At 72.2% G+C, this 22,696-nt stretch carries 19 protein-coding genes; 10 read left to right on the top strand and 9 right to left on the bottom strand.

The window, feature by feature from the left end:
• The coding region (locus tag ACFW48_RS37945; RefSeq protein WP_386323119.1) for a homocysteine S-methyltransferase family protein at nucleotides 1-2,225 on the bottom strand (2,225 nt) is incomplete at its 3' end.
• A gap of 461 nt (nucleotides 2,226-2,686) precedes the next feature.
• Here ACFW48_RS37945 and ACFW48_RS37940 point away from each other — a divergent pair.
• From ACFW48_RS37940 to parJ, 6 genes are all read left to right on the top strand, one after another.
• Complete coding sequence (locus tag ACFW48_RS37940) at nucleotides 2,687-3,451, top strand: IclR family transcriptional regulator (protein WP_386323117.1); 765 nt, start codon at nucleotides 2,687-2,689, stop codon at nucleotides 3,449-3,451.
• A 340-nt stretch (nucleotides 3,452-3,791) separates the two neighbouring features.
• The gene (locus ACFW48_RS37935; protein WP_310874188.1) at nucleotides 3,792-4,586 is read left to right on the top strand and encodes an MIP/aquaporin family protein; all 795 of its coding nucleotides are present in this window, start codon (nucleotides 3,792-3,794) and stop codon (nucleotides 4,584-4,586) included.
• 85 nt (nucleotides 4,587-4,671) lie between these two features.
• Nucleotides 4,672-6,210 carry a glycerol kinase GlpK gene (gene glpK / locus ACFW48_RS37930; protein WP_386323115.1) on the top strand — a complete coding sequence of 513 codons (1,539 nt, stop codon included), beginning with the start codon at nucleotides 4,672-4,674 and terminating at the stop codon, nucleotides 6,208-6,210.
• Nucleotides 6,211-6,218: 8 nt separating this feature from the next.
• The gene (locus tag ACFW48_RS37925; RefSeq protein WP_386323113.1) at nucleotides 6,219-7,835 is read left to right on the top strand and encodes an FAD-dependent oxidoreductase; all 1,617 of its coding nucleotides are present in this window, start codon (nucleotides 6,219-6,221) and stop codon (nucleotides 7,833-7,835) included.
• Between the two features lie 147 nt (nucleotides 7,836-7,982).
• Nucleotides 7,983-8,654, top strand: coding sequence for a FadR/GntR family transcriptional regulator (locus ACFW48_RS37920; RefSeq protein WP_386323111.1), 672 nt, complete (start codon nucleotides 7,983-7,985; stop codon nucleotides 8,652-8,654).
• A 152-nt stretch (nucleotides 8,655-8,806) separates the two neighbouring features.
• Entirely contained in the window at nucleotides 8,807-9,799 is a 993-nt protein-coding gene (gene parJ / locus ACFW48_RS37915; RefSeq protein ID WP_386323109.1) for a filament polymerization regulator ParJ, read from the top strand.
• 76 nt (nucleotides 9,800-9,875) lie between these two features.
• On the opposite strand, the gene mshC is transcribed toward parJ, so the two are convergent.
• From mshC to ACFW48_RS37895, 4 genes are all read right to left on the bottom strand, one after another.
• On the bottom strand, nucleotides 9,876-11,105 hold the full coding sequence (mshC, locus tag ACFW48_RS37910) for a cysteine--1-D-myo-inosityl 2-amino-2-deoxy-alpha-D-glucopyranoside ligase (protein ID WP_386323107.1): 1,230 nt from the start codon (nucleotides 11,103-11,105) through the stop codon (nucleotides 9,876-9,878).
• Between the two features lie 113 nt (nucleotides 11,106-11,218).
• Nucleotides 11,219-12,049 carry an SCO1664 family protein gene (locus ACFW48_RS37905; protein ID WP_386323106.1) on the bottom strand — a complete coding sequence of 277 codons (831 nt, stop codon included), beginning with the start codon at nucleotides 12,047-12,049 and terminating at the stop codon, nucleotides 11,219-11,221.
• Nucleotides 12,013-12,603: a DUF3090 domain-containing protein gene (locus ACFW48_RS37900; protein ID WP_386323104.1), complete on the bottom strand. Its 591-nt coding sequence runs from the start codon at nucleotides 12,601-12,603 to the stop codon at nucleotides 12,013-12,015. The genes ACFW48_RS37905 and ACFW48_RS37900 overlap by 37 nt, the downstream gene beginning before the upstream one ends.
• Nucleotides 12,604-12,691: 88 nt before the next feature.
• Nucleotides 12,692-13,378, bottom strand: a complete 687-nt coding sequence (locus ACFW48_RS37895) for a histidine phosphatase family protein (RefSeq protein WP_375909289.1) — start codon at nucleotides 13,376-13,378, stop codon at nucleotides 12,692-12,694.
• Between the two features lie 61 nt (nucleotides 13,379-13,439).
• On the opposite strand from ACFW48_RS37895, the gene corA reads away from it, so the two are divergent.
• Entirely contained in the window at nucleotides 13,440-14,435 is a 996-nt protein-coding gene (gene corA / locus ACFW48_RS37890; protein ID WP_386323102.1) for a magnesium/cobalt transporter CorA, read from the top strand.
• Nucleotides 14,436-14,460: 25 nt separating this feature from the next.
• Here corA and ACFW48_RS37885 read toward each other — a convergent pair whose 3' ends face one another.
• On the bottom strand, nucleotides 14,461-15,249 hold the full coding sequence (locus tag ACFW48_RS37885) for a ferritin-like domain-containing protein (RefSeq protein WP_386323100.1): 789 nt from the start codon (nucleotides 15,247-15,249) through the stop codon (nucleotides 14,461-14,463).
• A gap of 246 nt (nucleotides 15,250-15,495) precedes the next feature.
• Nucleotides 15,496-16,551, bottom strand: a complete 1,056-nt coding sequence (locus ACFW48_RS37880) for an LLM class F420-dependent oxidoreductase (RefSeq protein ID WP_386323099.1) — start codon at nucleotides 16,549-16,551, stop codon at nucleotides 15,496-15,498.
• A gap of 112 nt (nucleotides 16,552-16,663) precedes the next feature.
• On the opposite strand from ACFW48_RS37880, the gene ACFW48_RS37875 reads away from it, so the two are divergent.
• Entirely contained in the window at nucleotides 16,664-17,650 is a 987-nt protein-coding gene (locus tag ACFW48_RS37875) for an aldo/keto reductase (RefSeq protein WP_386323097.1), read from the top strand.
• A 305-nt stretch (nucleotides 17,651-17,955) separates the two neighbouring features.
• Nucleotides 17,956-20,304 carry a helix-hairpin-helix domain-containing protein gene (locus ACFW48_RS37870; protein WP_386323121.1) on the top strand — a complete coding sequence of 783 codons (2,349 nt, stop codon included), beginning with the start codon at nucleotides 17,956-17,958 and terminating at the stop codon, nucleotides 20,302-20,304.
• Nucleotides 20,305-20,516: 212 nt separating this feature from the next.
• Here the strand turns inward: ACFW48_RS37870 and ACFW48_RS37865 are convergent, their stop codons facing one another.
• Nucleotides 20,517-21,341, bottom strand: coding sequence for a hypothetical protein (locus tag ACFW48_RS37865; protein WP_386323095.1), 825 nt, complete (start codon nucleotides 21,339-21,341; stop codon nucleotides 20,517-20,519).
• A 47-nt stretch (nucleotides 21,342-21,388) separates the two neighbouring features.
• Here ACFW48_RS37865 and ACFW48_RS37860 point away from each other — a divergent pair, with 47 nt between their 5' ends.
• Nucleotides 21,389-21,577: a DUF5703 family protein gene (locus ACFW48_RS37860; protein WP_055416095.1), complete on the top strand. Its 189-nt coding sequence runs from the start codon at nucleotides 21,389-21,391 to the stop codon at nucleotides 21,575-21,577.
• A 96-nt stretch (nucleotides 21,578-21,673) separates the two neighbouring features.
• On the opposite strand, the gene ACFW48_RS37855 is transcribed toward ACFW48_RS37860, so the two are convergent.
• Nucleotides 21,674-22,462, bottom strand: coding sequence for a chaplin (locus ACFW48_RS37855; RefSeq protein WP_386323093.1), 789 nt, complete (start codon nucleotides 22,460-22,462; stop codon nucleotides 21,674-21,676).
• Nucleotides 22,463-22,696: the final 234 nt, after the last annotated feature.

The following is a 22,696-nucleotide window of genomic DNA, read 5'->3' as shown; positions in this document are numbered from 1 at the left end:
GTGGCCAGCACGATCGTGCCCTTGCCGTCGTCGTCGGTCTTCTCCATGTGCGGCTCCAGGTGGGCCACCGCGGTCTTCATCACCTCGGCGGACTGGAGCACGAACGGCAGCTGCATCTGGCCGGAGCCGAACAGCTCACCGACCACCTTCATGCCGTCCAGCAGCGTCTCGTTGACGATGTCCAACGCCGGACGCTCCGTCAGCGCCTCGTCCAGGTCGGCCTCCAGGCCGTTCTTCTCGCCGTCGATGATGCGGCGCTTGAGGCGCTCATCCAGCGGGAGGGCGGCCAGCTCGTCGGCCTTCGACGCCCGCAGCGACTTGGCCGTGGCGCCCTCGAACAGCGCCATCAGCTTCTGCAGCGGGTCATAGCCTTCGCGGCGGCGGTCGTAGATCAGATCCAGGGCAGTGGTCACCTGCTCCTCGTCGAACCGCGCGATCGGCAGAATCTTCGAGGCGTGCACGATCGCCGAGTCCAGGCCCGCCTTCACGCACTCGTCCAGGAACACGGAGTTGAGCAGGATCCGGGCGGCCGGATTGAGACCGAACGAGATGTTCGACAGGCCCAGGGTGGTCTGCACATCCGGGTGGCGGCGCTTGAGCTCCCGGATGCCCTCGATGGTCGCCACGCCGTCACCCCGGGACTCCTCCTGGCCGGTGCAGATCGTGAAGGTCAGGCAGTCGACGAGGATGTCCGACTCGTGAATGCCCCAGTTCCCGGTCAGGTCACCGATCAGCCGCTCGGCGATCTCCACCTTCTTCTCCGCGGTGCGGGCCTGGCCCTCCTCGTCGATGGTCAGCGCGATCAACGCCGCCCCGTGCTCCCGCGCCAGCCGGGTCACCTTCGCGAAACGGGACTCGGGACCCGCACCGTCCTCGTAGTTCACCGAGTTGATCACCGCCCGGCCACCGAGCTTCTCCAGCCCGGCCCGCAACACCTCGACCTCCGTGGAGTCCAGCACGACCGGCAGCGTCGACGCGGTCGCGAACCGCCCCGCCAGCTCCTCCATGTCCGCCACCCCGTCACGACCCACATAGTCCACGCACAAATCCAGCATGTGCGCGCCCTCACGGATCTGATCCCGGGCCATCTCCACACAGTCGTCCCAGCGGCCCTCCAGCATCGCCTCACGGAACTTCCTCGACCCGTTGGCGTTCGTCCGCTCACCGATCGCGAGGTAGGAGGTGTCCTGCCGGAACGGCACACTCTGATACAGGGAAGCCGCGCCCGGCTCCGGCCGCGGGTCACGGGCGGTCGGCGCGGTGCCGCGGACCCGCTCCACGACCTGGCGCAGGTGCTCGGGCGTGGTGCCGCAGCAGCCGCCGACCAGGGACAGCCCGTACTCGCGCACGAACGTCTCCTGCGCGTCCGCCAGCTCCGGCGCGGTCAGCGGATAGTGCGCGCCGTCCTTGCCCAGCACCGGCAGACCGGCGTTGGGCATGCACGACAGCGGGACGCGCGAGTGCCGGGCGAGGTAGCGCAGGTGCTCGCTCATCTCCGCCGGACCGGTCGCGCAGTTCAGGCCGATCATGTCGATACCCAGCGGCTCCAGCGCGGTCAGCGCCGCACCGATCTCCGAGCCCAGCAGCATCGTCCCCGTCGTCTCCACCGTCACCGAGCAGATCACCGGCACGTCCAGTCCCAGGGCGTCCAGCGCGCGCCGGGCACCCAGCACCGACGCCTTCGTCTGCAGCAGGTCCTGCGTCGTCTCCACGAGCAGCGCGTCCGCGCCGCCGGCGACCAGGCCCTCGGCGTTGCGCTGATAGGCGTCACGCAGCACGGCGTACGGGGCATGACCCAGGGTGGGCAGCTTCGTACCCGGACCCATGGAACCCAGCACCCAGCGCTGCCGACCGTCCCGCGCGGCGAACCCGTCGGCCACCTCACGGGCCACCCGCGCACCGGCCTCCGACAGCTCATACACACGCTCGGGAATGTCGTACTCACCCAGCGCCGAGTGATTCGCACCGAAGGTGTTCGTCTCCACACAGTCCACACCCGCCGCGAAGTACTCCTCGTGCACCGAACGCACGATGTCGGGCCGGGTCAGATTCAAAACCTCGTTACAGCCCTCCAACTGCTGGAAGTCCTCCAGCGTCGGATTCTGCGCCTGCAACATGGTGCCCATCGCACCGTCGGCCACCACCACACGGGTGGCAAGTGCCTCACGGAGGGCGGACACACGGGTCCGGGTGTCGGCGGACGGGGTGGACGGCGACGAGGCCATGAAAGGGCTCCCTAGGATGCGACGGCTGTCGGCTTTGCGCTGCCCGGTGCCGTCCGCAGGGACGTCCCGGGGGAGAACGCACGCCGCCAGGGTAGCCGGGACCGAGGGCTGATGGTCGGGGCGTCCACGAGACGGACGAGTATGGCGGGGCGGATGCCCGCCGAAGGGGTGAACATCCCGACCCCGGGACGGGCAAGGAACGGGCCCGGGGCGGTCCAGGGGCGGGCCAGGGACGGGCCGGGAGCGGTCCGGAGGCGGTCGGCGGGCCGCTGATGAGGGGGCCGGGGGCCGCTGATGGGAGGGTCCGGGACGCAGGTCCGGGTCATCAGGACGTGGCCGGAGTGCAACAGTTGCCCGCCGACCATTAGCGGGAGGTCGGCATCGACCGGTAGTGTTCGACATTGCCGAACGGCGTCAGCGACGCCGAGTCGGCAGTCGAAGGGGACGGAGGCAGTACGTCGATGGCACGGAACATCCAGTCGCTCGAACGGGCGGCCGCGATGCTGCGCCTGCTCGCGGGCGGCGAGCGGCGGCTCGGCCTATCGGACATCGCCTCGTCGCTGGGTCTGGCCAAAGGCACCGCCCACGGCATCCTGCGCACCCTCCAGCAGGAGGGCTTCGTCGAGCAGGACGACACCTCCGGGCGCTATCAGCTGGGCGCCGAGCTGCTGCGCCTGGGCACGACCTATCTCGACGTGCACGAGCTGCGGGCACGCGCCCTGGTGTGGACGGACGACCTGGCGCGCTCCAGCGGCGAGAGCGTGCACCTCGGCGTCCTGCACCAGCAGGGCGTCCTGATCGTGCACCACGTCTTCCGGCCCGACGACAGCCGGCAGGTGCTGGAGATCGGGGCCATGCAGCCGCTGCACTCCACGGCGCTGGGCAAGGTGCTGTCGGCCTACGACCCGGTCGCGCACAGCGAGGCCCTGGAGGCCGACCGCAAGGCGTACACGGACCGGACCGTCTGCGAGCCGGACAGGTTCGAGCACATCCTGGACATCACACGCGCGCGTGGCTACGCGGCCGACGTCGAGGAGACCTGGGAGGGCATCGCCTCCATCGCCGCCCCGATCCACGACCGCAGGCGCATGCCGGTCGGCGCGGTCGGCATCACCGGGGCCGTGGAACGGCTGTGCCGGGACGGCGAGCTGCGGCCCGAGCTGGTCGCGGCGGTACGGGACTGCGCCCGCGCGGTGTCGCGGGACCTGGGCGCCGGGCGGTTCTAGGGCACGCGGGCACGAGTCGGAAAGCCGAAGGCCGGGACGCCGAACGCGTTCCGGCCTTCCGCGTTCCCCGGCAGCCCCCCGGCAGGACACGCCGCGCCCGAAGATCGATAACTCACGACGATCAATAACGATCGTGCTTTCGATTACAGAGCTCTTGACGCATGCGCGACGCCGAAGCGAGACTCGCGTCCATCGGTCGGCATTGTCGAACACCTACCGGCAATACGCGTTAGAGTGTGACAACGCCAAGGGCCGCCATCGCTCTCACACCGAGGGCGCCGGAACACCCGGAGGGACCCGGGGTTCGGCTTCCCCTGGACGAAGGACAAAGGAGTCGCGGGTGTCCAGCTCCGACATCTTCATCGGCGAGACCATCGGTACCGCCATACTCATCCTGCTCGGCGGCGGGGTCGTCGCCGCCGTGACGCTCAAGGCCTCCAAGGCCCGCAACGCCGGCTGGCTCGCCATCGCCTTCGGCTGGGGCTTCGCCGTCATGACGGGGGCGTACATCTCGGGCCCGGTGTCCGGCGCCCACCTCAACCCCGCCGTGACGGTCGGCATCGCGATCAAGGACGGCGAGTGGGGCAACGTCCCCATCTACTTCGCCGGACAGATCCTCGGCGCCATGATCGGTGCGACCCTGGTCTGGGTCGCCTACTACGGCCAGTTCCAGGCTCACCTCACCGACCGGGAGATCGTCGGCGGTCCGGGCGCGCAGGACACCACGGCCAAGGCCGTCCAGGCCCAGGAGAAGGGCGCCGGCCCCGTGCTGGGCATCTTCTCCACCGGCCCAGAGGTTCGGAACGCGGCGCAGAACCTCGCGACGGAGATCATCGGCACCTTCGTCCTGCTGCTCGCCATCCTCACCCAGGGACTGAACGACGAGGGCAACGGCCTCGGCGTCCTGGGATACCTGATCACCGGATTCGTGGTGGTCTCGATCGGTCTGTCCCTCGGTGGCCCGACCGGCTACGCGATCAACCCGGCCCGTGACCTCGGCCCGCGCATCGTGCACGCCCTGCTACCCCTGCCCAACAAGGGCGGCTCCGACTGGTCCTACGCCTGGGTCCCGATCGTCGGTCCGCTGATCGGCGGTGCACTCGCCGCAGGTGTCTACAACGTCGCGTTCGCCTGAGCGGGCATCCGCTCGGCCATCATCGAGCCGCAGAACACGCGCCGTACGCACCGGCCACCACACCACGGAAACCCAGGAGCACACTGTGACCGACGCTCACACCGCAGGCCCCTTCATCGCCGCGATCGACCAGGGCACAACCTCTTCCCGCTGCATCGTCTTCGACCGCGACGGGCGCATCGTCTCCGTCGACCAGAAGGAGCACGAGCAGATCTTCCCCAAGCCGGGCTGGGTCGAGCACGACGCCACCGAGATCTGGACCAACGTCCAGGAGGTCGTCGCCGGGGCGGTCGAGAAGGCCGGGATCACCCGCGACGACATCAAGGCCATCGGCATCACCAACCAGCGCGAGACCACCCTCGTCTGGGACAAGAACACCGGTGAGCCCGTCCACAACGCCATCGTCTGGCAGGACACCCGCACCGACGCCCTCTGCCGGGAGCTGGGCCGCAACGTCGGCCAGGACCGCTTCCGCCGCGAGACCGGCCTCCCCCTCGCCTCCTACTTCGCCGGCCCCAAGGCCCGCTGGCTGCTCGACAACGTCGACGGCCTGCGCGAGCGCGCCGAGGCGGGCGACCTGCTCTTCGGCACCATGGACACCTGGGTCATCTGGAACCTGACCGGCGGGGTGAACGGCGGCAAGCACGTCACCGACGTCACCAACGCCTCCCGCACCATGCTGATGAACCTGCACACCATGCAGTGGGACGAGAAGATCGCCGAGTCGATCGGCGTGCCGACGCAGATGCTCCCCGAGATCCGCTCCTCCGCCGAGGTCTACGGCGAGATCACGGGCGGCAGGCTGGGCGAGCTGCTCGGCGGCATCCCGGTCGCCTCCGCGCTCGGCGACCAGCAGGCGGCCCTGTTCGGCCAGACCTGCTTCTCCGAGGGCGAGACCAAGTCGACGTACGGCACCGGCACCTTCATGGTGATGAACACCGGTGACAAGCTCATCAACTCCTACTCGGGCCTGCTGACCACGGTCGGCTACAAGATCGGCGACCAGGACACGGTCTACGCCTTGGAGGGCTCGATCGCCGTCACCGGCTCGCTGGTGCAGTGGATGCGCGACCAGATGGGCCTGATCTCCACCGCCGCCGAGATCGAGACCCTCGCCCTGACGGTCGAGGACAACGGCGGCGCCTACTTCGTACCGGCCTTCTCCGGCCTTTTCGCCCCGTACTGGCGCTCCGACGCCCGCGGTGTGATCGCCGGCCTCACCCGGTACGTCACCAAGGCGCACCTCGCGCGCGCCGTGCTGGAGGCCACCGCCTGGCAGACGCGGGAGATCGCGGACGCCATGACGAAGGACTCCGGCGTGGAGCTGACCGCCCTCAAGGTCGACGGCGGCATGACCTCCAACAACCTGCTGATGCAGACCCTCGCCGACTTCGTGGACGCCCCCGTGGTGCGCCCGATGGTCGCCGAGACCACCTGCCTCGGCGCCGCCTACGCCGCCGGTCTCGCCGTCGGCTTCTGGAACAGCACCGACGACCTGCGCGCCAACTGGCGGCGGGCCGCCGAGTGGACCCCCCGCATGGACGCGGAGATCCGCGACCGTGAGTACAAGAGCTGGCTCAAGGCCGTCGAGCGGACCATGGGCTGGCTCGAGGACGAGGAGTAAGAACCGCAATGACCACTCAGTCCACCCTGCAGTCCGTGCCTGCCCTGGGGACGCACCCGGCCTCCGGCTCGAACCCGAGCCGGGCCGAGACCCGGGAGCAGCTCTCCAAGGCGTCGTACGACCTTCTCGTGATCGGCGGCGGCATCCTGGGCATCTCCACCGCCTGGCACGCCGCGCAGTCCGGCCTCAGGGTGGCCGTGGTCGACGCCGGCGACTTCGCCGGCGCCACCTCCTCCGCCTCCTCCAAGCTGCTCCACGGCGGACTGCGCTACCTGCAGACCGGCGCGGTGAAGCTGGTGGCGGAGAACCACTTCGAGCGCCGTGCGGTCTCCCGCCAGGTGGCCCCCCACCTGGCGAACCCGCTCACCTTCTACCTCCCCGTGTACAAGGGCGGGCCGCACGGCGCGGCGAAGCTCGGCGCCGGTGTCTTCGCGTACTCGGCGCTGTCCGCCTTCGGCGACGGCGTCGGCCACCTGCTTTCCCCGGCCAAGGCCGCGCAGGACGTGCCGGAGCTGCGCACCGACAACCTCAAGGCCGTGGCCGTGTACGGCGACGACCAGATGAACGACGCCCGCATGGCGCTGATGACGGTCCGCGCGGCGGTCGATTCCGGTGCGGTCGTCCTCAACCACGCCGAGGTCACCGGCCTGCGCTTCACCAAGGGCCGGGTGACCGGCGCCGAGCTGAAGGACCGGCTGACCGGCGACGAGTTCGGGGTCAGCGCCCGCCTGGTGCTCAACGCCACCGGCCCCTGGGTCGACCACCTGCGCCGGATGGAGGACCCGAACGCGGCCCCGTCCATCCGCCTCTCCAAGGGCGCGCACCTGGTCCTCAAGCGCACCGCGCCCTGGAAGGCCGCGCTGGCCACCCCGATCGACAAGTACCGGATCACCTTCGCCCTCCCCTGGGAGGACATGCTGCTGCTCGGCACGACCGACGAGGAGTTCGAGGGCGACCCGGCGGACGTCGCGGTCAACGACAAGGACATAGCCCAGATCCTCGACGAGGCCGCGTTCTCCATCCGCGACCAGCAGCTCGACCGGGATCTGATCACGTACTCCTTCGCGGGTCTGCGCGTGCTGCCGGGCGGCCCCGGTGACACCGCGAAGGCCAAGCGCGAGACGGTCGTCAGCGAGGGCCGGGGCGGCATGCTGTCCGTCGCGGGCGGCAAGTGGACCACCTTCCGCCACATCGGCCGCACCGTCATGAAGAAGCTGGAGGCGCTGCCGGGCCACCCGCTGGGCGACGACTTCGAACCGATCGCGTCGCTGCCGAAGAAGCTGCCGCTGCCCGGCGTCGCCAACCCGCGCGCGGTGGCCCACCGGCTGCTGGTGGACGGCCCGGCGCCCGGCCCGCGCATGGCGGCGGACACCGCCCGGCACCTGGCCACGCACTACGGCTCGCTGGCCTTCGACATCGCCCGCCTGGCCAACGACAACCCGGAGCTGGCCGAGCGGGTCCACCCCGACGCCCCGGAGATCTGGGCGCAGGTCGTGTGGGCCCGGGACCACGAGTGGGCCGAGACGCAGGACGACGTGCTGCGCCGGCGGACCACGCTGACGATCCGCGGCCTGGCCACGGACGACGTCCGCGCGAAGGTCCAGGACCTGCTCGACAAGAAGTAGGCCCCGGCCGCCCGCCGCGTGAGGCGGCGGCTCCGCGCCGATGGAGCCGCCGCCTCACGCGTGCGCGTCGCAGGCCGCACCGACCTTCATAATGTCGAGAGACATCGGATGTCTGAGCGGCATCCCGGAGACACAGGGAGGTCGGCCGTGGCGGTCACCGACGAGGCGATCGACAAGATCAAGGGCATGATCGTCTCCGGCGCGCTGCGGCCCGGCGACCGGCTCCCCAAGGAGAGCGAGCTCGCCGCCGGCCTCGGGCTGTCCCGCAACTCCCTGCGCGAGGCCGTACGCGCCCTGTCCCTGATCCGGATCCTGGACGTGCGGCAGGGCGACGGCACCTACGTCAGCAGCCTGGATCCGCAGCTCCTGCTGGAGGCCATCGGTTTCGTCGTCGACTTCCACCGCGACGACACGGTGCTGGAGTTCCTCGCCGTGCGGCGCATCCTGGAGCCGGCCGCGACCGCGTTGGCGGCCTCCCGGATCACCGACCGGGAACTGGACGAACTGGACGGCAGGCTGGACGCCCTCGGCGACGACCCGCCGGTGGAGGAACTGGTCGCCTGCGACCTGGAATTCCACCGGGGCGTCGTGGGGGCCTCGGGCAACTCGGTGCTCTGCTCCCTCCTCGACGGTCTGTCCGGGCCCACCACCCGGGCCCGCGTCTGGCGCGGGCTCACCCAGGAGGACGCGGTCAGCCGCACCCTGTACGAGCACCGGGCGATCCTCGGCGCCCTGCGCGACCGGGACGCGGAGGCGGCGCGTTCCTGGGCGACCGTGCACATCGCGTCCGTGGAGCAGTGGCTGCGCTCCACCCTCTGACCCGGCTCCGATCCGGCGTTGGCGGCGGGTGTCCGGCCGCCGGGAACGGGGCAGTGATGCGTTCACTCCCCCGTGCAAGGGGGCTGCGGGCGGCCCCTCGGCACGCCGTAAGGTTGGGGGGTACACGAGGGCACGTCGGAAGGAGGCGCTGGGTGATCGAGCTCGAGGGGGTTCCCGAGCTGGTCGACCCGGTCATGGTGGCCGCGTTCGAGGGCTGGAACGACGCCGGCGACGCCGCCTCCACCGCGGTCGCGCATCTCGACAGGGAGTGGAAGGGCGAGGTGTTCGCGGCGCTGGACGCCGAGGACTACTACGACTTCCAGGTCAACCGCCCCACGGTGTTCATGGAAGCCGGCGTCCGCAAGATCACGTGGCCGACGACGAGACTCTCGGTGGTCCGGGTCGGCGGCGACAAGCCACGCGACCTGGTCCTCGTCCGCGGCATCGAACCGTCCATGCGCTGGCGGTCGTTCTGCAACGAGCTGCTGGGCTTCGCCCACGAGCTGGGCGTCGAGCTGGTGGTCGTCCTGGGCGCCCTGCTGGGCGACACGCCGCACACCCGTCCGGTCCCGATCAGCGGCACCACGTCGGACGCCGACCTGGCCCGGCGCATGGACCTGGAGGAGACCAAGTACGAGGGCCCCACGGGCATCGTCGGCATCCTCCAGGAGGCGTGCACGCACGCGGGTGTTCCGGCCGTCTCGCTGTGGGCCGCGGTGCCGCACTACGTGTCGCAGCCGCCGAACCCGAAGGCCACGCTGGCCCTGCTGAACCGGCTGGAGGACCTGATCGACGTGCGCATCCCGCTGGGCGAGCTGCCCGAGGACGCGCGTGCCTGGCAGGTGGGTGTGGACCAGCTGGCCGCCGAGGACAGCGAGGTCGCCGAGTACGTCCAGTCGCTGGAGGAGGCACGGGACACCGCGGAGCTGCCGGAGGCGTCGGGCGAGGCGATCGCCCGCGAGTTCGAGCGGTATCTGCGGCGCCGGGACGGCTCCGGACCGGGCGGGCCGGGTGGCCACGCCACTGCGGACGGCGGCGACGGAACCTCCGGGACGCCGTATCTGCGGGACAACCCCAGCGGCCGTACGCGCCCGCCGAGGCCGCCGAAGGCGAGCGGGGACGACGAGGAGTCGTCGGAGGACTGACGAACGGAAACAGGGGCGAACGGAAACAGGGGCACTTCCCGTCGGGAAGCGCCCCTGTTTCCGTATGCGCGCCTGCTTACAGCGCCACGCCCAGCAGCGCGTCGACCGCGCGGGAGACGACGCCGGGGGCGCCGATGTCCGTGCCGCCGCTCTCCTGCTGGAGCGCGGCCCAGCGGTCGACCGCGTCGAGCGCGGCCGGGGAGTCCAGGTCGTTCGCGAGGGCCTCGCGGATCTCCTCGACGAGCGCCTCGGCGGGCGGGCCGTCGGGCCGGGAGACGGCGGCGCGCCAGCGGTCGACCCGGGCGAGGGCGTCCTGAAGGACCTGGTCGGTCCACTCCCAGTCGGAGCGGTAGTGGTGGGCGAGCAATGTGAGCCGGATGGCGGCCGGGTCGACGCCCTCGCGGCGCAGCTGCGAGACGAAGACCAGGTTGCCCTTGGACTTGGACATCTTCTCGCCGTCGAGGCCGACCATGCCGGCGTGCACGTACGCCTTGGCCATGGGGAACTCGCCGGTGAGCGCCTGGGCGTGCGAGGCGCCCATCTCGTGGTGCGGGAAGGCCAGATCCGAGCCGCCGCCCTGGAGGTCGAAGCCCATGCCGAGGTGGTCGAGGGCGATGGCGACGCACTCGATGTGCCAGCCGGGGCGGCCGCGGCCGAGCGAGCCGCCGTCCCAGCTGGGCTCGCCCTCACGGGCCGCCATCCACAGCATCGGGTCGAGCGGGTTCTTCTTGCCCGGCCGGTCCGGGTCGCCGCCCCGCTCGGCGGAGAGCAGTCGCATGGCGGCGGCGTCGAGATGGGAGACACCGCCGAAGTGGGGGTCGGACTCGACGGAGAAGTAGGTGTCGCCCTCCAGCTCGTACGCCGCGCCCGCGTCCCGCAGCCGCTCGACGAGCGGGACGATGCCGGGTATGGCCTCCACGGCGCCTATATAGTGCCGCGGCGGCAGCATCCGCAGCGCCGTCATGTCCTCGCGGAAGAGGGCGGTCTCCTTCTCGGCGAGGGCGGTCCAGTCGACGCCGTCGCGCACGGCCCGCTCCAGCAGCGGGTCGTCGACGTCGGTGACGTTCTGGACGTAGTGAACCTGCCGCTTGTTGTCGAGCCACACGCGCTGTACGAGGTCGAACGCGTTGTAGGTCGCCGCGTGCCCCATGTGGGTGGCGTCGTACGGCGTGATGCCGCAGACATAGATGCGGGCGACGGGACCGGGGTCGAGAGTGACCAGGCCGCCGGTCGCGGTGTCGTGGATCCTCAGGTCGCGACCCTGACCAGGCAGGGCGGGGACCTCGGAAGCGGGCCAGGCATGCATGTCATGAGCGTAACCGGACGGGTGTTCCGTACACGAACCGGACCGGGCCGGATGGCCGGTAAGGCGCTCTTGCGCGAAACCGGCCGTTGTGCGTTGGGGGCGGTACCAGCTCTCTAGACCGGCGGCCAGGGGATGGCCGGCCACTCGCCGCTCGGTTCCGGATGCTTCCCGGAGGCCAGCAGCGCGTCGACACGCGCGCGCGTGGCGTCGAGTTCGGCCGGGGTGATCAGTGCGCCGAGCCGGGTCGCCAAGGTCCCGCCGTCCTTCAGGGCTTCTCTGAGGGCGTCCAGCACCGCCAGTGCCTCCCCGGTGAGCGGGTCCCCCGCCCAGCCCCACAGCAGGGTCCGCAGCTTGTTCTCGGCGTGGAAGGTCACCCCGTGGTCGATGCCGAACAGCCGTTCCTCGTTCGCGGGCAGCAGGTGGCCGCCCTTGCGGTCGGCGTTGTTGAGCACGGCGTCCAGTACGGCGAGCCGGCGCAGCCGTTCGTCGTCGGCGTGCACGAGCAGCGCGGTGCGGCCCTCGCCGACCTCGGCTAGGGCGATCGCCTTCCAGCCGGGGCCGGGCTCCTCGTCCTCCACCAGGGCCAGCAGCTCCGTCTCCGGCACCGCCTCGATCCACAGCTGGCACATGCCCTCGCCGTACGGACCGTCGCGCAGCACGGTGGGCGGTACGAGGCCCCAGCCGGTGGCCTCGGAGACCTCGTAGGCGGCGACCTCGCGCCGGGCGAGGTTGCCGTCGGGGAAGTCCCACAGGGGCCGCTCCCCGGCGACCGGCTTGTAGATGCAGGCCGCCTCGCGTCCCTCGTGCGTCACGGTGCAGTACAGCGCCGCGTTGGAGGCGTCACGGATGCGTCCGCGCACGGTCAGTTCGCCCAGGGCGAGCAACTCGGCGGCCGCCGCGTCGGTGGTCACGCTCCGCGGCGGTATCCGTTCTGGCGCGGACATACGTGTCCTTCCGGGTCGAGCGGGAGGCTGCACAGCGGGCACGGCGGCCGCCCGGCGTTGACGACATCGAGGGCGCGCTTGGCGAAGGCCCTGGCCTGCGCGCCGGTGAGGCGGACCCGGAGCATCGGTGGACCGTTCTCCTCGTCCTGGAGCAGCCGCTCCTCGGCCTCCGCCAGGTCCTCCTCGGACTCGGCGTCCAGCTCCACCAGGGCCTGCGCCTCGACGATCATGCGCTGGTCCTCGCCGTCCCAGGCCAGCGCCATGGTGCCGACCCTGAACTCCTCCTCGACGGGGGTGTGCAGCGGGGCGGTGTCGGCGGGCTCCGTGGGCGCCATGGCGGGGACGACGGTGCTGCCGCCGCTGCGCCGTACGACCTCGTCGAGGAGTTCGTCCATGCGCTCGGCGAGAGCGGCGACCTGGGTCTTCTCCAGGGCCACGCTGGTCACCCGGGAGCCTGCGGTGGCCTGGAGGAAGAACGTACGGCGCCCGGGCAGCCCGACCGTACCGGCCACGAAACGTTCCGGTTGGTCGTAGAGGAACACCTGACGGGACACGTCCTGTCTCCATGGAAGTCGGGGGAAGCGGGGAAAGCGTGAAATCGGCGGCACTGCTGCGACCGCTTCACCCTACTGCGGCCGACGATCACGGTGCGCCCGCACCACCACCGACGGGGGCCTGGTCACCAGGGGGCTCCTCGTGCGGGGCCAGGGAGGCGAAGTCACCGGTGTCGCCGAGGCGGACGAGGAACGGGCGCAGCCGGGTGTAGCGGATCGCGGTGACGGAACAGGGCTCGACGGAGATCCGCTGGAAGAGGTCGAGATGAAGGCCGAGTGCCTCCGCGACGAGGGACTTGATGATGTCGCCGTGGGAGCACATGAGGTAGACGGCGTCGGCGCCGTGGTCGCGCTCCACGCGCGCGTTCCACTCGCGCACCGCCTCGGCGGCTCGGGTCTGCATCGCGCGCATCGACTCGCCGCCGGGAAACGCCGCGGCGGAGGGGTGCGCCTGCACCACCTCCATCAGGGGCTCGTCCTTGAGCTCGGCGAGCTTGCGGCCGGACCAGTCGCCGTAGTGGCACTCCCCGATCCGTTCGTCGGTGTGCGCCCTCAGCCCGGGCCGGGCGTCGAGCAGTGGGCGGATCGTCTCCTGGCAGCGCTGCAGCGGGCTGGTGACGACCTCTGAGAGCGGCAGGGCGGCGAGCCGACCGGGCAGCGCGGCGGCCTGTGCGGCCCCGCGTTCGTCGAGGGCGACGCCGGGCGTCCAGCCGGCGAGCAGCCCCTCGGTGTTGGCGGTGGAACGTCCGTGCCTAACCAGGATCAGCGTGGGCATGCGGCCAGGGTAGGCGTACGGCGCGGTGCGAGGGTGCCGGGGCGAAGGGAGAATGCGTTCGGTGATCGTCGACTGTGCCATCTACCGGGACGGGCACCGCACGGACGGACCCGAGGACTTCTCCGACGCGCTCGGCGAGGCGCGGACCGCGGGCGGCTTCGTCTGGATCGGTCTGCACGAGCCGACGGAGGACGAGTTCGACCTGGTCACCCAGGAGTTCGGGCTGCATCCGCTGGCGGTGGAGGACGCCCTGAAGGCGCACCAGCGGCCCAAGCTGGAGGTGTACGAGGACTCGCTCTTCGCCGTCCTCAAGCCGGTGGTGTACGAGCCGGAGAGCGACGCCGTCTCCACCGACGAGCTCATGATCTTCCTGGGCGACGCGTTCGTGGTCGTCGTCCGGCACGGCGAGGGCGCCCCGCTGAAGACCGTACGGCAGCGACTGGAGCACGAGCCCGAGCTGCTCGGCAAGGGACCCACCGCGGTGCTGTACGCGATAGCGGACGCCGCCGTCGACCACTACCTGGACGTCGCCGTCGAGCTGCAGAACGACCTGGAGGAGCTGGAGGCCGAGGTCTTCTCACCGGACGGCGGCGGCTCGCGGCACACCGCGTCCCGGATCTACACCTTCAAGCGGCAGGTCCTGGAGTTCCGCCGGGCGACGGGCCCGCTGGCGCCGCCGCTGGCCCGGCTGGCCGGGACGGGGGCGTTCGGCGCCGGGGTGCCGTTCGTGAACGACAGGGCGCGGCCGTTCTTCCGGGACGTGAGCGACCACCTCACGCGCGTGAACGAGTCGGTGGAGGGCCTGGACCGGCTGGTCTCGGACATCCTGTCGGCGCATCTGGCGCAGACGAGCGTGCGGCAGAACGACGACATGCGGAAGATCTCCGCGTGGGCGGCCATGGCGGCGGTCCCCACAATGCTCGCGGGGGTCTACGGCATGAACTTCGACCACATGCCGGAGCTGCACGCGAAGTGGGGCTACCCGGCGGTGATCGTGCTGATGGCCGCTCTGGAGGTGCTGCTGTTCCGGCTGTTCAAGCGCCGGGGCTGGCTGTAGGGCCGCGGTGGCCCGCGGTCGGCCGTCAGGCGACCTCCGGGGCCGCGGCGGCGGGACCGCCGAGCGCGTCGCGCCGTTCGGGAGTCCGCAGCGTCACCATGCGGTGCCAGCCGGCCAGTCGCTCGTAGGCGTACATCGCGTGGATGCCCGCCGCGAGCATCGCCGACCTGGTCCGCGGCCAGCCGAGGAGGCGCCCCATGCGGTCCATCACCGCGAGGCTGACGTCCCGGTGGACGCGGATCTCGGCGAGCGCGCACTCGCGCAGCGTCCGCTGGATGTACCGGCCGTGTCCGGCGGCGGCGAAGCGCAGCAGTTCCTCGTGGGAGTAAGCGAGGTGGTTGTCCTCGTCGGCCGAGATCATCCGGACCGCCCGGCCCAGGTCGGGGTGGTCCGCGAAGTGCTTGAGGAGCATCGCCATCTGCTCGGCCGCGCGCTGCTCGGTGACCCTGCTGTGCGCGAGGTAGGTGATGATGTCCCGTTCCGTGAGGGGCGCGTCGGCCTTGAGCTTCTCGTGGGCGAGGCCGATGCCGTGCCGCTCCAGGAGCATGGTGTAGTCGGCCTCGGGGGGCACCGCGACGGGTTCGAGGCCACGCTTCTTCAGCAGGGCGTTGAAGATCCGTCCGTGCTTGTCCTCGTCCGCGCCGTGCCGGGTGATCTTCGGGGCGAGCGCGCGCTCGCTCTCCGGTACGAGCGCCGCGATGCGCGCGTTCTCCCAGCCGCCCTGCGCCTCGCCGCTGGCCGCGATGGAGCAGAAAAGACGGAACGACTCGTCGTTGTCGAGGATCTCCTGGAACAGGCTCTTGGCCGAAAGCATCGGTGGCACCTCTCTGCCTCTGCGGAGTTCCGCAGACTCCGCAAAGACCGAGTCAAGTGCGGGAGATGAGGGGTGGCAACAGGCACGGCGGGCAACTCAGCCGAAAGAAGGACGGCCGGGAACACGAGGAGGCGTAACCACACGCGCGTGGGCGCGTTGTTCTCCGTGACGGCCGTGGCGGGGAAGACCCCCGAGCCCCCACCACGGCCGCAGAAACTTACCGACAACCCCCGGCTGGGCCAGTCCCTAGGCCAGTCCGGCGCGCTCCAGGGCTTCGGTGCCGGCGCGGAGCGCGGCGAGCCGCTCGTCGAGCGTGAAGCCCGCGGGCGCGAGGGTCAGCGTGGTGACACCGGCCGCGGCGTAGGCCTTCATCCGGTCCGCGATGCGGTCCACGGAACCGAGCAGTGTCGTCTGGTCGATCAGGTCGTGCGGGACGGCCGCGCCGGCGCCCTCCTTGTCGCCGGCCAGGTACTTGTCCTGGATCTCGGCGGCCTCCGCCTCGTAGCCCATGCGCTGGGCGAGCTGGTTGTAGAAGTTCTGCTTGCGGCTGCCCATGCCGCCGACGTAGAGCGCGGTGTAGGGCCGGAAGGTGTCGGCGAGCGTCGTGACGTCCTTGTCGTCGCCGAGGGCGAGCGGCAGGGTCGGGCAGACGTCGAAGCCGTCGAGAGTCTTGCCCGCCTTCTCGCGCCCGGCGCGCAGGTGCTGGATCGCGGTGTCCTCCAGGTGGTCGGCGGACGGGAAGATGAGCAGGGCGCCGTCGGCGATCTCGCCTGTCTGCTCCAGGTTCTTCGGGCCGATCGCGGCGATGTAGAGCGGGATGTGCTCGCGCTGCGGGTGCACGGTCAGCTTGATCGGCTTGCCGGGGCCGCCGGGCAGCGGCAGCGTCCAGTGCTGTCCCTCGTACGACAGCCGCTCCCGCGTCATCGCCTTGCGCACGATCTCGACGTACTCGCGGGTGCGGGCGAGCGGCTTGTCGAACTTGACGCCGTACCAGCCTTCGGAGACCTGGGGGCCGGAGACGCCGAGGCCCAGGCGGAAGCGGCCCTGGGACAGGGAGTCCAGGGTGGCGGCCGTCATCGCGGTCATCGCGGGCTGGCGGGCCGGGATCTGGAAGATGGCCGAGCCCCCGTCGATGCGCTCGGTCTGGGCGGCGACCCAGGTGAGCACGGTGGCCGCGTCGGAGCCGTAGGCCTCGGCGGCCCAGCAGACGGCGTAGCCGAGCCGGTCGGCCTCCTGGGCGACGGCCAGGTTGTCCGCGTCCATTCCGGCACCCCAGTAGCCGAGGTTGATCCCGAGCTGCATGGCCGATTCCCCTTACCGATGAGTAACGTCTTCTGTGCCCCGACCTTAGCGCGGGAATTCGGTTGTCCACAGGCCCCCACAGCGCAAGCCGTGGCCAGTAATGTCGGCGTTCATGGAGCAGAGGCATCTCGGCCGCACCGGCCTGCGCGTGTCCCGCATCGGTCTCGGCACCCTGACCTGGGGCCGGGACACGGACGAGCATGACGCCGCGGACCTCTTGAAGACCTTCTGGGAAGCGGGCGGGACCCTCGTCGACACCGCGGACGTGTACGGCGACGGGGAGGCCGAGTACCTGCTCGGGCGGCTCATGGAGGGCCTGGTTCCGCGTCGGGATTTGGTGATCTCGACGAAGGCCGGCAGCGTGCCGGACCCCGACCGCCGCTTCGACGGTTCGCGCGCCCACCTGCTCTCCGCGCTGGACGCCTCGCTGGCCCGGCTCGGCACGGACCACGTCGACGTGTGGCACCTGCACGCCTTCGACCCGCACACGCCGCTGGAGGAGACGCTGCACGCCCTCGACGTGGCGGTGAGCAGCGGCCGTGCCCGGTACGCGGGCGTCTCCAACTTCTGCGGCTGGCAGCTGGCCAAGGCGGCGACCTGGCAGCTGGCGGCGCCGGGCGTACGGAACCGGCTGGCGAGCACGCAGATGGAGTACTCCCTGCTCCAGCGGGGCATCGAACGCGAGGTACTGCCGGCCGCCCTGGACCTGGGGATCGGTCTGCTCCCCTCCTCTCCGCTGGGCCGCGGGGTCCTCACCGGCAAGTACCGCAAGGACGCGACGCCGTCGGACTCGCGCGGCGCCTCAGAGCACCTGGCCCCGTTCGTCGCGCCCTACCTCGACGACACGGCCGGCCACATCGTGGACGCGGTGGCGACGGCTGCGGACGGGCTCGCGGTGACGCCGCTCCAGGTGGCGCTGGCCTGGGTCCGGGACCGGCCCGGCGTGGTCGCCCCGATCGTCGGCGCGCGCAACGCGCAGCAGCTCACGGCGGCGTTGTCAGTGGAGACCCTTAGTCTTCCTGACGAGATCTGCCGGGCTCTCGACGACGTGTCGGCGCCCGTGCACCGCTATCCCGATCACGACTGGAGCACGCTGTGAGCACGGAGCCCGAGCCCGCCTCTGAGGACACCGCGGACGCCGTGGACGCCGGGCCGGAGACCCCGGGCACCGCGAACGGGGCCGAGCCGGACGCCGCCGGGGGCGATGTGCCGGCCGGCGCCCGGGCCACCGACGTCGAGACCGCCGCCGGGGAGACCGGCCGGCCGGGAGACCAGCGCGGGGACACCGCCGGTTCGGCGGGCGACGGCGAGACCGGGACGCCCGGCGGGACCGCAGGCGACCGGGCCGCCGAGCCGGCCTCGGAGCCGCTCGATCGGGAGACCGACGACACCGGGGCCCAGGCGATGGCCACGGAGGCCGAGCAGCCGGCCGACGACGGCACTGACATCGACGGCACGGACACCGACGATTCGGTCGGGGAGGCCGCGGTCGGGGAGGCCGCGGTCGGGGAGGCCGCGGTCGGGGAGGCCGCGGTCGGGGAGGCCGCGGTCGACCGGACCGCCGAGGCAGCCGCCGCTGCGCCGCGTGCGGGGGAAGCCGACGACGCGGGGGGCGAGACGCCCCCCGGGCAGCCGGGTGGTGAGAGCGCGGACGGCGGCGGCGCGGCGGCTAAGGTCTCCGAGGCCGAGGCCGAGCTGGCCGCACAGCGGCTTGTGCGGGAGCGGATCGAGCGGCGGAAGGCCGAGAAGCAGGCACCGATCGCCGCCGGGGGGAAGCTCAGCGGCACGGCGGCCGATCTGCTCGCCGCGGTGAAGGCCGTGGAGAGCGGCGAGAAGCCGGCGGCCACGGTCTTCGGCGACCCCGAGCCCGCCCCACGCCGTCCCGCCCCGGAACCGGTACGACGGCCTCGGCCGGCGCCGGCCGAGGCGGCCGCCGGGCCCACTGGACCCGCGCCGGAGACCGTCCAGTCCGTGCGGCGCGTACTGGCCGAGGGCGGCGCCCCCGAGACGCTCGCGCCGCAGACCGCCGCGCTCCTCGGTGAGGGCGCGGAGGAGGCGCTGCGCGCCGATCCCTGGCAGCTGCTCCGGGTCGGCGGAGTGCGGCCGGAGCAGGCCGACGGGTTCGCCCGGGCGCTGCTGGGCGCGGCGTGCGGCCCGGACGACGAGCGCCGCGGCCGCGCGGTCACGGTGTGGCTGCTGGAGCAGGCCGCCCTGGCCGGGCACACGGCCCTGGAGCTGCCCCGGCTCACGGCCACGCTGGCCCAGCGCGGCGTGCCGGACCCCGACGCCGCGGTGCAGAGCACACTCGCGGAGGGCGAGGCGCTGGCCTTCCAGGACGCCCTGGAAGAGGCCGGCGCCCGCCAGGACGGCACCACGGGCGGGGCGGAGGGGACGGACGAGGACGAGGAGCGCCCGGTCCGGGTCCTGGTCGGTCTGGAGCGGTACGCGCTCGCCGAGGAGAGCCTCGCCGACGGCCTGGCCCGGCTGGCCAACTCGGCGCCGAAGCAGGACGGTTCCGCGGCGGACTGGGAGCGCGCCGCCACCTCCGCGCAGGGAGCCGCCGCCGACCTCATCCGCGCCGTCGCGGACCACGGGCTGGTCCTGCACACCGGCGGGGAGGCGTCCCTGACCGAACCGGCGGCGCTGCTGCACGCCGCGCACGCCCTGGGCCTGCGCGCCTGGGCCGCCGCACCCGGACCGCTCGGCCGCGACCGCTTCGCCGCCCTGCTGGGCGACCCGTCGTCCGCGCCACAGCCTCCTGACCCCGCCGCCCCGGACGTTTCCGTCCCGGCCGGTCCCGCCGTCGTCACCTTGGCCGGGTTGCTGGCCGGGGCCGAGGGGCCGGGGCGGGACGCGGAGGGTGCGCTGGACCTCGATCTGCTGGTCGTGCTCGACGCGCCGCAGCTGGACGTCGAGGCGGGCGCCCTGCTGGCGGAGTCGCTGCCGGACGGGGCGCGGCTGGTGCTGGCCGGGGACCCGGCGGTGCTGGGGTCCGTGGGCCCCGGGCGGGTCTTCGCGGATCTGCTGGCGGCGCGCGTCTGCCCCCAGACCGCCTCCCGACGCCCGGACCCGGGCCCGCTCGGCGAACTGGTCTCCGGCATCGGCATCGGCGAGCTGGGTCAGGTGGAGGCGCCCGGCAAGGAGGTCGTGATCGTGCCGGTGCGGGACGCGGGCGAGGCCGTGCACCGCACCGTCCAGCTCGTCGCGGACTCGGTGCCGCGCGCGATCGGCGTCCCCGCCGAGGAGACCCAGGTGATCACACCGGGCCACGGCGGCGCGGCGGGCACACGGGTGCTCAACGCCGCGCTGAAGGAGCGGCTGAACCCGGGCCCCGGCCGCTTCGGCGGCTTCGACCCCGGCGACCGTGTCGCCTACTCCCCCGCGCCGGGCCGTACGTTGCCGGGCCGGGTGGTGAAGGCCGACGCCGACGGGCTGCACCTGTCGTGCGCGGGCGAGGCCGTCGTCGTACCGAAGGAGCGGGTGGAGCAGTCCGTACGGCACGGATGGGCGCTGACCGCGCACCAGGCGGTGGGCGGCCGGTGGCCGGCGGTGGTCGTGGTCCTGCCCGGCGATGCCGCGCAGGCCCTCAGCCGCCCCTGGATCTACACCGCGTTCGGCCGGGCCGCCCGCCACCTGTCCGTGGTGCACGGCGTGGAGCAGGCACTGCCCCGTGCCGTGGCCGAGGTCCCGGCGAAGCCGCGCACGACCCGTCTGCCGGTGCTGCTCGCGCCGCAGGTGCCGGTGGCCGGCTGACCCCGGGCGCGCACCCGGCCACGTAGGCCCGGACACCCCACCCGGGCCGCCTCGCCGCCCTGCCGCCCTGCCGGACGTCCTGGGCGAACACGGCGGCGGCGGTCACAGGGGCAGTCCCCGTGACCGCCGCCGCCGTCGGGCCGGCCGGCTCGTCGCGGCTCCAGCCGCTGAGCGACCGCCACTCAGCGACCCGCCACTCAGCGACCCGCCGCTCAGCGGCCCGCCTCCAGCCGCGCCCGCTCACCGTCCTCGTCACGGTCGTCGTCCTCGTCCCCGTGCGGGTCCAGGTCCTCGTCCGTGTCCAGATCCTCATCCGTGTCCAGGTCCTCGTCCAGATCCGTGTCGAGGTCCTCCTCCAGCTCCCGCACGCCACCGTCACCGTCACCGGCCGCGTCGTCTTCGTCGTCCTCGTCGTCATCAAGGCCGTCGTCGAACTCGTCGTCGAACACAGCGCTGACGTCGAAGCGGCAGACCACCCGTTGAGGGTCGGCCTGTTCGAAGGGGGCCTCCAGCCACTCGCCGGGTTCGGCGGCCTCGTCCGCGGCCGTCACCCAGAGCGTGGAGTCGCCCTCCTCCAGGCCGAACTCCTTGTGCCGGGAGGCGATCTCGTCCGGCTCGAACTCGCCGAACAGGAGGCCGAGCGCCCCGTGGACCGTGCCGGAGGCCTCGACGCCCGCCCCCTCGTCGTCCGCCGCCTCGACCCGCCGGGCCTGGGCCATCAACCGCTGCGGCTCGACCACGGCGTAGTCACGGCGGATCAGGACGCTGAGCGCGCTGGGCTCCTCGGGGCCCGAGTAGGGCGGCAGCGAGTCGTCCGCGCCGGGGATCTCGAAGGGGGGGACCTCGTCGTAACGGTCGTAGAGCAGTTCGTCGTACGCCTCCGCGGCCGCGGCCAGCTGGTTGAACGCGTCGTAGACGGTCGGGTCGTCCTCCCCCGACCGGCGTTCGACCGCGGCCAGGTGGCGGTCGAGCGCGGTCTTGACCGCCTCGGCGGCGGCGCGTACCTCGGCAGCGGTGGGCTGCGCAGCATCAGACATAGTGCAGACGCTATCCGTACCGGGCCCCAGCCCGCACAATAGATGCGATGCCGGAATACGAATTTGTCGACGTGTACCTGCCGCGCGGGGTTTCCCGCAAGGAGACGACACGTCTGCTGACCGACCACGCCGAGTACGGACACTGGGAGTTGTACCGCCTGAGCCTGCTGCGCGACGGCAGCCGCAAGGTGCGACTGCGGCGGCGGATCATCCGCCAGGTACGCGCGACCTGGTGAGCCGGTGACCGGGCTCGGGCCGCGCGCGGGTGGCGGGACCGGAGACGGAGCGGGCCCCGCCGGTGCGGGGCCCGCTGTGCGTGCCGGTCCGGCGCGTCACGCCGAGGCGCGCGCCTTGCGGTAGAGCACCGTGCCCGCGAGCAGCGCGCCCGCGCCCACCGGCAGGGCGAGGCCCAGGGGCAGGTCGCTGCCGGTCTCGGCGAGTTGCGCGTCGCCCTGCGGCTGGGCGACGGTCTGGGTGTCCGGCTGATTGACGTGCGAAGAACCCCCCGGCGTCTCGTCGCCCGAGTCGGGCGGGTTGCCCGGAGTGCCGGGCTCCCCCGGATCGCCCGGGTCTCCGGGATTGCCCGGGCCGTCGGGGTCACCCGGGCCGTCGGGGTCACCCGGCTCCCCGGGAGGCGTCTCGTGATCACCGCCGGGCGGCGTCGAGTGATCCCCGCCACCGCCGTTGCCACAGTCGTTGCCGGTGGTCGGGTTGAGGGCGCCGACGACATTGACGCTGTTGCCGCAGACGTTCACCGGCACATGGATCGGCGCCTCTACGTGGTTGCCGGAGCCGACGCCGGGCGAGTCGGTGGCGTGCCCGCCGGCGTGCGAGCCGCCCTGCCCCTCGGAGTCGCCGTAACCGCCGGACGCGCCGCCGCCCTGATTGGCGCACGAGTTGCCCATCGCCGGGTTGAGGACACCGATGACGTCGACCGTGTTGCCGCAGACGTTCACCGGCACGTGCACCGGTGCCTGCACCGTGTTGCCGGACAGTACGCCGGGCGAACCCGAACTCGAGCCGTGCGCCCCCGAGTCCGCGTGGGCGGTGCCGCCCGCGGCGGCGAGCACGCCGGTGGCGGCCGCCATCGTCATCAGGCCCTTGCGGGTGACCTGTCGCATTTCCTGAATCCCTGCCTTGCCCTAGTCCCGCTAGTACCGAGAATGCCGAGAACGCCGGAAATTCCGACGTCGCCGTCGTCCCCGCCCCTCGAAGGGCTCCAAAGGCCGCCGGCCCCCGGGGGGGGGGGGGGGGGGCCGGGGGGGGGGGGGGCCCCCCCCCCCCCGGGGGGGGGGGCCCCGCCCGGGTTTTTTAGGAGGGTGTGGGTTTAAAAAAAAACGGACCCCCCCAAAACC

The sequence above is a fragment of the Streptomyces sp. NPDC058812 genome, from assembly GCF_042744565.1.
Taxonomy (GTDB): Bacteria; Actinomycetota; Actinomycetes; order Streptomycetales; family Streptomycetaceae; genus Streptomyces; species Streptomyces thinghirensis.
This window is presented reverse-complemented; position numbering and strand designations above follow the sequence as displayed.